Source organism: Bacillus cereus group sp. Bc031 (assembly GCF_027716265.1).
GTDB classification, from domain to species: domain Bacteria; phylum Bacillota; class Bacilli; order Bacillales; family Bacillaceae_G; genus Bacillus_A; species Bacillus_A paranthracis.
In genome coordinates, this window is the sequence record NZ_JAQFUL010000117.1 from 1 (window position 1) to 11,853 (window position 11,853).

The following is an 11,853-nucleotide window of genomic DNA, read 5'->3' on the forward strand; positions in this document are numbered from 1 at the left end:
CTGTATCTTTGATTACTTAGTAATCAAAGATACAGGCTATATTTTTAGGTGATTAACTATCCTTATATATATTTAATCATGTAGTGTCTTTTCTTCTTTTAATCTAAAAAAACATTTTTCTTTTTCAGGAAGATTCAACTATTTCACTAATCTAAACCTCTTATTTAAAGACAATTTGATCATGGTGCTCAAGATTTTTCGTCTATATCAACATGTAAATTGTTTACTTCCAAATCATATTTCTAACAATATATTTGTTTTCTAAAAGATTTTCTGTCTTGTTCTTAATTTTGTCAAAATCCTCATATAGCTACACAAAATATATATGCTATTATGTTTTTAAGAAACTATGCGTTCCTTTAACCCTGTATCCGACCCTGTATTTTTTTACAGGGTCTTTGTTTATTTTATTTACTTTCATTAGCCTATAAGAGTTAATACACACCCCATTTCAATTAAATTCGTTTAAATGTTAGTTAGAATTTGAAATGATAAATCTATTAGCTTTTTTGACAATTGTAATCTAATACTAGATTTCTAAATGTATACTATACTAATCATCAGTTAACACTATATACATAGTGTTAACTATCTTAATTGAATATTAGTAATAGTAAGTATAAAGATTATCAATTTACTATATCTTACATTTATGTAAAAATAGATATATGTTAAGCTTTTTCAAAATCTTTCCCCTAATAAAGATTTGAAGTAGCATTTCATGATTCTCCTTACTGTTAATATGCCTTGAAAAAGAACCCAATAGGGTTCTTTTTCTTTTCATTACATCCTCAGTAATTACTTATTTAACATACAAAGAGGACTGGCAATTACTTGCAGTCCTTTTTGCACCTTAATATATACTTGTATTAAGTACTTAACTCTTTATTTAGCATGCATTTAAACTAAACCGGTCATTATTATTTATATATAAAACACTTCAAAATTTAGAAATACACAATAACAAATCTTTCCCAGCTTCCAGCTACATAACTATTAGCTGTTAATTCTCTACCGCCATTTGCTGATATGAATCTACCATTACTTAGCGCTTGTAATACATATATCCTATTATCTCCACCATTATATAAGATAAATTTTTCCCATCCCCCAATTGATGTACGATCTGCTACTACTCTACCATTTGGCTCAAACGAAACGTACTTTCCATTACTTTTCGCTTTTAAAGCAAACGTATATAATTCCCCAGTCGGAATTAATTCAAATTTCTCCCATTCATTAACTGCATTACGATTTGCTACTACATTGCCCGATGGCTCAGCAGACACATATTGTAAATTTGCAGCTTGTATAGCAACAGTCCAACTTCCATTAAATAGACTCACACCTTTTAGTGAACCGGTATTTGATTGGTCGGCTGCCAATACACCATTCGATGGGGTTATCATCATTATCATTAGAACCATTGGCAAAACCATTAAAACTAACTTTTTAAAGATTTTATTACCATTTGCATGAGTTATGAACCTCTTCATTCCCATTCCTCCCTTAATATATATAGCATTCATATACACTATACCAAATATGTAAAATTTTGTAACAAGAGAGGGTCTTTATCAACAAATACCTTATTATTCTGTTTCTTTTTTCTCAAATTTATCATTTTCTAAAAATAAAAAAAGAATCCTTTACGGATTCTTTTTTGCCTTGCACTCTTTTTCAAATAGTGCATTTTTGCACCTACTTTTAGTATACCTTACAATTCTTATAAAATAAATAAGATTAAATAAAATTTACTTCTATATTTTCATAAAACATCATACTCCCTCATAATTTCATAGATAAAATAGGGTGTTTTTAAAACTCATCTCTTGAACATTCCTTTAGTTGCTCCATAGCAATCTTTCGCGCATGTTCCTCACTATCTATCAAAGTCAATCCTTGTGAAATATAACTCCAAAATTCATATCCACAATCCTCCATCCATCTATACGCTTCTGTTGTATATAGACCATCTTTTCTTTCAATGATTTGAACCTTATAGTTTTTATTTGGAGAAAAAAACTCTTGTATAACCTGCTCCATTTATGAAATATCCTCCTTAAATGTGTTATATGAAATTATTTTTTATATACAATTTTCCCTAATGTTTTTTCGCATAATTTAATAACCTTATACATTAAAATTGATTGGAAATAGAGTTTGATTAATCGATATTACTTATAATAACCTTATTCTGCATTAACAAGTTGACTTTCATCAAAGGGATTCATTATCAATATGTATTTTTTATTATCCAATCTCAGATTTACCTTATAAGGGCTATTTAAATTAAACATGTATATCTCTGGTTCAAAGTCATGTTTAAATTTATAACGACGCGCCGCATTTTCAATCACCATATACACATACTCAGCAAAACTATCTGGTTCCATACAATCGTCCCATATTTCTTTCCACTTCGTTTTATCGACAACTACTTTATTTTTAAAATCAAGAGATAGAGTACTATACCCCATAAATTCCCACTCCTTCTAATAACTTATCCGATTAAATAAGACTAACTTATTGGCATTACTTATAAATTGATTCTTAAATTAAAGAAAAATCCTCTAGTAACGATATTTCAAATCTAAGTTGTCATAACTGTCATAATATGTTCTACCGAAAGCATAATCTTTTTTCGATCCTTTTTTAATAATGTACCCGGTTTCTATAAATGGACTCCTCCTATTCTGGCAATGAGCACTACGATGCCCGTCTCCTTGTCCATGAAGATGCCATGTCGCACAATAGGGGCACCAAACTGCAAGATTCCCACTTTCATCTCTTTCATAAGCTAATAATACAGGCAATGATCTTTCACTTTTATTTAATCTCATATGTATCCTCCTAAAAAATATAATTACTAAATTATAATATAAAAAAATAATGTTTAATTAGATATATGTTATCTTCCGATTACAAAAATTTCTTTTATAATAACTTCAGCTGAATATAGCCATCGTCGTTATCTTTTAATTTTTCTTTTTGCTCCTTGTTCTTGCTATTTTGCTTTTTTAATTCAGCTTCTAATTCTTTTTCTACATGGGGAATCTTGTCTTTCATAAACCACTGTGGCAGTCCTGAAGGAAAATACTTTCTTTCATAAGCAGTACGTTCTTTTTTAGGAATACATTTGTATTCCTCCCAAAACCTATTTCTAAAATCATCAATTTCATTTTTTGTTAAAAGTGGTATCTCATCATAATCTTTGTTTAAAAGCTCTTGTTTTCTATATAATTGTTCTTTCTCTAATTGAATACGTTTCCGTTCTTCTTCCTCTTTTTTAAATTTTTCTTGTTGGATACGTTTCTCTTCTTGCTCCTTTTGGATTTTTTCTTTTTTTTGCACTTTATCTAACTTTTTTCCATACTTCTCCAAAAGCTCTTTATAAAATATTTTTTCTGTAGTATTATCGGTTACCTGCTCATAATGTTGCTGTATTTCTTCTACAAATTCAATTAAATTTCTACCCTCAATCCATTTTTTGTATCTATTTTGTTCCTCATTAAAATACATTTCATAATCATTCTTGTCACTTAAGAAACTTGTTGGAAATCCTTTAAATAAAGTTTTTACGACTATATACCACTTATGGCACTCTTCTTTTAAATAATTCAACCAAGAATACCAGTTACCAATTGAAGATAAATGAAATTGAACCTTTTCTGTCTCCAAGCGTTCTATTAGAATACTAAATTCCTTTTTATATTGATTATATAAGTCGCTCATATAATCCTTTGCCATTTGTTCAGCCAATGTTTCCTCTTGCCTTCTGCGCTCCTCAGCTTTTTCTTGTTCTATCTCTAGTAATTTGTTAGTATAAGCTATTTTTATTTCTTCTCTTGCTTTTCTCGCTAATTCTATACTATTTAATGCCTCCTCTATCTGTTGGGCTTTATCAAACTCAATAGCAGCATCTACTAAATTCGTAGGATCAGAATCACTTCTATGAATTTGACCTTTAAATTCTTCATTTAATTGAGTATTCTTTTTCAGCCTCGTATCATTTTCACTATGTGGTGCTCGCAATAATTCCGTTTCTAATAATACTGGTACAATGTCAGGCTCTGCTATTCGGTTAACCAGAAATATATCATCTTGTGTTGAATGTTCTCGGTTCTCTAACAATGCATCTACCCTTAACTTAGAACTTTCAGGAGTTCTTCGAATTAAAAATACATGTCCATTATGATCAACAGTTACAATAACATGGTATATATCCATCAAATAGTTAAATGCTTTATTATTTTCCCCTGTTATAAAGAAATATTCCTCTTTTAATGGAGAAATATATGTATACTCATAAGAATTTGTTTCTGGATTAAAACTACTAATTCTTGTACCACTATAACTATCCGTGTATATTTTTTCACCATTTACTTCTTTTTCCTTAGGTGGAAAGAAACTATCTAGCATTAACACCCATGCAGTTGGTACATTTTCTTCAAAATATATATTTGTTCTCTTCGTAATATTACTAGTCCGAATATTAGACGCTTGTACTTCGATTGCCAACTTTAGCTCTTCTTTTCCATCAATTGTTTGCAGTACCGCTACGTCGGCACGTGAAATGTCCTTATGTCTTTTCTCTTCTTTTACGATGTAACCAGCCTTACTAAATAATTCATATAAATATTTCTTAGTTTTAGCATGTGCCAGTGATTCAAATGAAAAACATTGTTCTTTATCTAAATGAAAAAAGTACGGATTTTTATTAACAGTCTTAGATCCTTTATTAAATGACATGACGTCTTGGCATATAGGGCATTTTGCCTGATATAACGCTTTTCTACCTTTTATATACTTGGCTTCCTTATCATTATCTATAACCATAGAATCTAACTCTATATAACTTTTCTGCTGGAATTCAATTAAGTTACCACTAGGAAATATTTTCTCCCAACCATCAAAATACTCAATGTAAGAATACTGCATTTAATATACACCCTTTCAAAAAGGAATATTATTTACATCCAATAAACATATTATAATGTAATTAACATATTGAAAGCGAATGAATGTATACACTTTTATTGTTAATAGATATTCCTGATTATTTATCTTTATTTTCTGACTATTATTGATAAATAGTTTAAAGTCAACTTTATAGTAGGTCTATTTTGCTATGATAATAATTAAATAGAATTAGGATACATCTATAAGAGGTGGGGGATATAGATGCTACATTGTAGAGTGAAAAGGAAAGAGGTGGAAATTATTTGTACAAAAACTTGTTGAATTTTTCATTATATTGTATTCTAAGTATTTTTATATATTTAACAATTTATTTCATTGCTTTAAAACCTGCTATTATTACTGCAACATCAGTAGAATATAATAGATTACAATTTGTTATGCTATTACTTCTACTCATTTTAGTTTCTATAATATATGGTTTAATAATAAAAAAATTAATTTGGCATAATTCTAGATCATCCCATTCTATTGTAAATGAAAGTGTATTATTTATATTTAGTCATATTTTTATTGCACTTATTCTCTTTTTTATTATATCTATTTAATCTCTTATACGAGTAACAAGTAAGATGTATTTCTTCAATTTTCAGCAAATAATCACAGAAAAATGCTGAAAGATGTATCACGCTGAAAATATAGTTATTTTCAGCGTGATACAGAAAGAGATATAGCCACCATAAACCTCAGTATAGGCACTGCCCGTCGAGTTTCTTAGGTAGCTACTTATTATTAAATATTTCCAATATAAATTTCTGCCAAGGAACTGTGAAAGTTCCTCGTAAAGGGAATACAGGATATATTATATTACTTACTCACTCACTTTTGCTTAAATGATGTCCTGAAATATATAAAGGTTTAGCCTAGTAAATATAACTGCCCTCAAGATATGGCCTTATTTTTCGTAATAAATAATAAAGGGCCATATACGCTACCTTATAAACTACGGTATACATTTGCTACACGACCAGCTTGATCATACATCTGTATTTTCATACAAATATCATTTAATTAATTACTTCATTCACAATTCTTGTAAGAATGAAGTGATATTACGTTGCACAAATTTAAAATAAAAAGGTGTATTATAATTTGTTTTCCAAATCACTTTCTTCAATTAAAGGGACACCCGCATCCATTAATGTTTGTATAAGCTCAGAGACATTTTCAGTTGCTTGCGTTATATTTTTCTCCTTACCATACTTCAAAATGTTTCTTTTTTTACTTATAGTAAATATCATTTTTTGTCTCGCCCTAGATAATGCTACGAAAAATGCATTTTTATCTGCTTCTTTTTGAGTAGAAAAACTCCAAAATGCAGCATCTTCAACTCCAATAAAAATCACAGTGTGATACTCTAGTCCTTTACTTTTATGAATTGTCATAATAGGTATACTATCTTTACCACAAAACTCTTGTAATAATTCCCTCATTGAAATACGATTTTGATATTTTAGTTTATCTAGCATTTTTTGTATTACTTCTTCAAAGTAATTAGCTTGTTTGTATTTCGGATAAGTTGCCTTGATACTATCTTCGCCTAAAAAAACTATAATTTCTTGTAATATTTCTGTAAATTGTGAATTGAAGTTTGTAACATCAATATCTGAATAAAGTTTTCTAACCTCATCTAGCGTTTTTACCAATTCATTTTCTATAATGCGATATTTTATATTTTCTGGATCAACGTCTCTGTACTTTATATCTATAATTTCATCAATGATATTCAGCCATAATTCAGGGGATTTTTCTTCATAGCTTAACTGTAAAAGCCTAATAATAAGCAGAACTAATTCCTCAGATAGAAGGTCTTGATAATCTTTTTCTATTCTACTTTTTATATTAATTTTGGAAAGCTCCTTCATTATTTCAGCTGCATAGATATGTTCTTGTTGTTTAACGATGATACAAAAATCTCTAGGGTTTAAATTTTCGGCTTTCATCCATTCACTTATATAAGACGCTAATAGGATTGCTTCGGTTTTGTGATTTTTAAAATTCCATATTTCACAAACTCCATCATTTTTATTCCACTCTCCAACTGGGAGAACTTCCATGGAAGTGTCATTAAGAGTTTTAGAAAAAATATTTTGTATAGAAACTAATTTAGGCGCAGATCTAAAATTATTAAAAAGTGTATGCTGAGTTGCATTAAAATCAGATTTAAATATTCCAAATGCATTGTGTAAAGCCCCAGCCCACCCCATAATACGTTGTTTATTATCTCCAACAGCAGTAATAACAGTATCTGAGTTCAAAAAAATTGTTTTCAGAAGACTATATTGATTATATGTTGTATCTTGAAATTCATCCAAAAAAACATGGCTATATGTCGCTTGTAATGCCTTAACTATTAATGGATTTTCTTTTAATAAATACTCAGCTAAAATTGTTATCATTGAAAAAGTAAGTGAGCTTTTTAAATTCCCCTTACCATTTAATAAAACCATCCACAATCTTTCGTTTATCCAAGAATATAAATCATTTTCAAAAACCACTATTGGCAATTCCGTTTCTTTTATGGTTTCCAACACTTTTTTAAGATGATATTCATGTTGCCAATTAGGATGATAAGGATTAGATTTTGTAATATATCCTTTTATTATATCGTTTAGTGATTTTTCGTTTAAAATAATCTCGTAATCTCTATCGGGTTGATAGTCTTTAGGTAATGCGTATATAAATTGATCTAATATTCCCTTAGCAAAGGCATCAAAGGTTTTTGATTCAAATCTATTTTCTACATTTTTACCGTATCTTAATTCGACACGTTCTTGCAGATTTCTTGCAGCATCTGTTTTAAAGCTAATAGCTAATATTTTTTTGGGATTTGGACAAATCCCAGTTTGAATAAGATAGCCGGCTTTATGTGCTAATAATTCTGTTTTTCCAGCACCTGGACCAGCGGCAATCGCAACATGATTAGAAGCTCTTATAGCAAGTAAGGCTGAATCTTCAAGTGTTACATCATTTGAAGTTTTCCAATCTTGCTCTAATACCTTATTATTCATCTGTATTATCTCCTACTAATCCAACTTTTTCTTTTACACGTTTTACAAGTCGTAAGAGTTCTTCAGGAGCATGTTTTAGTATTTCAGTATCTCCAATATCTTTTAATGCCGCTATATGTGTACCTGGTTTCCCTCTACCTAAAAATAGAGAATTATACCAAATCATCAGCTCTTTTTCCTCTCCAGAATATGTCTTTGCAATAGCTTTTTTATTTTTTAAAGTTGCTTGTATAGATGTTTGTAATTTTTCATCATATTCTGGTAAATCTACATCTTGCGGAATTCGAGGCCCTCTTGTCATAGTATTTTGATATTCTTGTTGGAAACTTTTTAACATAGAGAAATCAAGATCAAGGGGATATGAAAAGAAAACATCTTCTTTTTCTAATTTTTTTATCCAAGTATCCAGTGACTTTAACCTATCACTTTCTCTCTTATGAAAATCTTCTATATCTTCCATACTATAAATACGTGTTTTGTTACTTGGAGTTAATACAACTGTACGAAGTTGTTCTGAGCATCTATTATTCTCATCAAGTTGTTTTAATACATACTTAATTCTCCCCCAGTCGCCACCACCTCGTTCTCTATCTAAGTCCAATAAAGTAACGTATGGTATTGATAAATCATTTAAAAGCTTCCACATATGATTTACATATCTTCCTCCTAAGGGAACTACTGAAATATTGAAATCATCTAGATATATATTGTCAGCACTCAGTAGTTTGGGTAATACTATTTCTTCACTATCTCCTTCACCTAAAATTACCAATTTCGAAAAATATAGATCTGGATACGCCTTTACGGCTTCTTTAATATAAGTATGTGCATCATCTGCTTTTTCTGGAAGAGTAATATTATTTACAATTGATTCTGAGTTCTTTATTTGTAAATGTCTAATATACTCTGGATCTATTTTTCCAATTATAGATGAATTGTGTGATGATAAAATGACTTGTGCGTTATCTTTATTGGATATTTCTTTTAAGTTTCTAACAATTCGTCCTAACAAATGTTGTGAAATATGGTTTTCAGGTTCCTCAATAGCTAGGATGTTTAACAAAGGCTTATCATCTTTTTCTTGTTTATTTTCTATTTCAAGTAGAGTAGATACTAATGTTATATAAAATAAAGATTTTAAACCATCGCCTAAACTATCAATCTTGACAGAATTCCCATCAACAGTTGGATTAAATAAAATTTCAGCATTTTTTAAAAATTCCTCTAAACTATTACCATTAAATTTAAATTGGCTATTGGAATATCTTTTATCTTTATGATATTTATTCCATTGAGTATTTAAAATCCCCTGCATCTCTTTTATGCTAGGAATCTCTTTAAATAACGTTTCAATAGGAGTCGTTAAAGATTTTATATCGTCATTTAAATCTTTTGGCCAGTCAATCCCATCAAATATACGCCATAATAAAGTACCGGAAGCATTTTTTAATTGTTTTGCTGGATCCCTCATTGCAGGTATATACATCATTTGAATTAATTTTTGGTAATGTATTTGTACTCTAGTTAAATCTTCTTCTTTTTCTTCATGACCATAGGGAACTTTTACATAAACTAATTCTTGTTCAATATTACCTTCGGGGGTTGAACCTTGTACCCACTTACCTTTTAACCTAATTCGTAAATAAGGATCTGCACCTGTTTCTTCAATAATTAAATGTTTAATGTATTCTGGGACTGTCTTTACATCAGCAGGTGACTGTGACATTAATTCCGGAAATGTTATCTTTGCTTCTATCATAAGATCTATTTCCTTAATTTTAGATATATCCGCGCTCTCTGGAATATGAAAATCTGTTTTCACTAAAGTTCTATCTGTATTTTTTTGTCCAAATAATCTTAATAAAGCCATGATTAAACTTGTTTTACCAGAACTATTGGCACCAATTAGTGCTGTTAAATTTGTAGTTTCTATCATCTGTGATTTATATCCAAACGATCTAAAATTATTTATATGAAGTTCAGAAATTAACATAAAAATACCTCTTATCTTTTTTGTGTTATGTGAATATGCATCTTTTTCATTAACCAACCTTGAATATATTAACTTAAAAAGAAGTTCAGATAGTGAATTCTTGTATATATTTTTAATTTATAAGTCATTAGAGAAGTCACGTAACCCTTGTTTCTGATTCCCTAGTACATTTATAATAAATTAAAGTATTTGTGACTTATTTTGATGAAATATCCGTTAGAACTTATGGTCTGATTTTTCATTGTTTTCCCTACCAAATATCGTATTTCTACTTATTGTCTATTCAAACCGAAGACATAGCGCATCTAAAATCAAGTAACAACAGACCTTCATTTTGAATCTACAATCTCTCAAAAATAATTCATCAATATCCTATAACAGTAGTATTAACATCATTGATAATTTCATCAGATATCGCACTTATCGCTAATAAATAAACTTTATTTAATCGAGGATTAAATATCCCTAGCTTTTCCATTTGTTCAAATTCAGAATGAATAGAATGAACACCCATTAAATAATATATAAGCAGCTGTAAAGTGTTTTTATTAGTCGGATCTTTCTTTGAAACTTTAAAATCCCATAAAGTCGTTTCTGTTAAAAAGTCACCATCTCCACTTGATATAAGCTGGGTATACCCCCCTTCAAAAGTGAAACCGTCTTTTACAATCGGTCCAAAATTATCGTTAAAAGTCCTGCTACGCTTTACCATGTTTCTAATATTAGAAATAGTAGCGGAATCTGGCTGAATGTTCTGTACCGACTTGTAACTTGCAATACCAGCTCTATGAGCAGTATCAAATCCCACCAATTTGCACGCATTTTCTATCGAATTATCATCAAGACCATTAATCCCGCTTAATAATTCTTCTGCATAATCGTCCTCATTAACCCTTGATGCACCTATAAGAGAAATTCTAAAAGCTTTTTCTAAGGAAGTTCCCATAGTAAAACGAGTAAGATAATCAACGGCAAGTCCAGTTAAAGCACTATGTATATTCTCTTCTTCATACAAAACAATACCATCATTTAATTCTATAACATCGAAATCTTTAGGTTTAACATATCCACCTCTAGGCTGTTTAATTTTAGAAATCCTCTGAGTAACTGATACCATAAAAACACCTCTTTTTTATATGTTATTTTCATTTCTATAATGGCTTTTAGTGAAAAAACTGTAAAATAGTCACTAAGATTTTATCAATTGTTCTAACTAATGGGCCGATGATTGTATTCTTACTTTTTATTATACAACTAATTTAGTTTTCAAAAGATTTAATCACCAGCTAGTATAACTTCACATTATTCCTCCATTATAATTTTTTAAATTTAATGAAATGTGTTTGTTATACCACTTATTTATTTTTCCCTTGTAATACTTCTCTACTTCGTATTCCGTAATCCAAATTTCATGCTCACGAATTTTAAACAATACCTGGCTTAAAACATCCTCATGTTCTCTCGCTTTTAATCTACGGTCATGAGCCTTAATCTCCTCTATATAAGCCTCTCTCAGCCAAGTTGATATGGTTTCACGCTGTTTTTGCTTTAGATGTGACCATTTCTTACTTGTTTGCCGTAGTTGCCCTTGAGAACTCCTGATATGATTCTTTATTGACCTTCACTCCCCGATCGTATTTTTTCTTATTCGAGCCGAAGACGTAGCAGATTTCGAATTGAATCACAGCATACCTCTTAACAATTTTACGAATTGAACCTTATGAAAACTTATCCTAGTATTAAAGCTGATAAAGACCAATTAAAACATCCAATCAATAAAAAAAGGACTAGATGATTTAATCCGTACCCTTTGTAAAGGACATTTTAAAAAAAGTTAGGCGGCATCAAGAAGATGATTTCTGTATTCAA

General features: G+C 29.8%; 10 protein-coding genes. 1 reads left to right on the forward strand and 9 read right to left on the reverse strand.

Translation table 11 applies throughout. From position 1 onward, the window contains the following. Window positions 1–947 precede the first annotated feature (947 nt). The 5 genes from PDQ33_RS26420 to PDQ33_RS26440 form a co-directional block, all read right to left on the reverse strand. Window positions 948–1,496 carry a fascin domain-containing protein gene (locus PDQ33_RS26420; RefSeq protein ID WP_076856710.1) on the reverse strand — a complete coding sequence of 183 codons (549 nt, stop codon included), beginning with the start codon at window positions 1,494–1,496 and terminating at the stop codon, window positions 948–950. Between the two features lie 322 nt (window positions 1,497–1,818). Next, on the reverse strand, window positions 1,819–2,046 hold the full coding sequence (locus PDQ33_RS26425; RefSeq protein ID WP_000438636.1) for a hypothetical protein: 228 nt from the start codon (window positions 2,044–2,046) through the stop codon (window positions 1,819–1,821). Window positions 2,047–2,192: 146 nt separating this feature from the next. Continuing rightward, window positions 2,193–2,480 carry a hypothetical protein gene (locus tag PDQ33_RS26430; protein ID WP_076856709.1) on the reverse strand — a complete coding sequence of 96 codons (288 nt, stop codon included), beginning with the start codon at window positions 2,478–2,480 and terminating at the stop codon, window positions 2,193–2,195. Window positions 2,481–2,573: 93 nt separating this feature from the next. Continuing rightward, a complete protein-coding gene (locus PDQ33_RS26435; protein ID WP_001238822.1) occupies window positions 2,574–2,843 on the reverse strand; it encodes a hypothetical protein in 270 nt (89 codons plus the stop codon). A 94-nt stretch (window positions 2,844–2,937) separates the two neighbouring features. Beyond that, window positions 2,938–4,941, reverse strand: coding sequence for a competence protein CoiA family protein (locus tag PDQ33_RS26440; protein WP_076856708.1), 2,004 nt, complete (start codon window positions 4,939–4,941; stop codon window positions 2,938–2,940). Between the two features lie 284 nt (window positions 4,942–5,225). On the opposite strand from PDQ33_RS26440, the gene PDQ33_RS29115 reads away from it, so the two are divergent. Continuing rightward, window positions 5,226–5,528, forward strand: a complete 303-nt coding sequence (locus PDQ33_RS29115) for an NADH dehydrogenase (RefSeq protein ID WP_076856707.1) — start codon at window positions 5,226–5,228, stop codon at window positions 5,526–5,528. A gap of 537 nt (window positions 5,529–6,065) precedes the next feature. Here PDQ33_RS29115 and PDQ33_RS26445 read toward each other — a convergent pair. The 4 genes from PDQ33_RS26445 to PDQ33_RS26460 all read right to left on the reverse strand — a co-directional run bounded on the left by PDQ33_RS26445 (window position 6,066) and on the right by PDQ33_RS26460 (window position 11,599). Beyond that, a complete protein-coding gene (locus PDQ33_RS26445; protein WP_076856706.1) occupies window positions 6,066–7,991 on the reverse strand; it encodes a UvrD-helicase domain-containing protein in 1,926 nt (641 codons plus the stop codon). Beyond that, complete coding sequence (locus PDQ33_RS26450; protein WP_270395233.1) at window positions 7,984–9,984, reverse strand: ATP-dependent nuclease; 2,001 nt, start codon at window positions 9,982–9,984, stop codon at window positions 7,984–7,986. The genes PDQ33_RS26445 and PDQ33_RS26450 overlap by 8 nt, the downstream gene beginning before the upstream one ends. A gap of 364 nt (window positions 9,985–10,348) precedes the next feature. Continuing rightward, window positions 10,349–11,101 carry a hypothetical protein gene (locus PDQ33_RS26455; protein WP_076856704.1) on the reverse strand — a complete coding sequence of 251 codons (753 nt, stop codon included), beginning with the start codon at window positions 11,099–11,101 and terminating at the stop codon, window positions 10,349–10,351. Between the two features lie 180 nt (window positions 11,102–11,281). Then, entirely contained in the window at window positions 11,282–11,599 is a 318-nt protein-coding gene (locus PDQ33_RS26460; protein ID WP_076856703.1) for a transposase, read from the reverse strand. Between the last annotated feature and the right edge of the window lie 254 nt (window positions 11,600–11,853).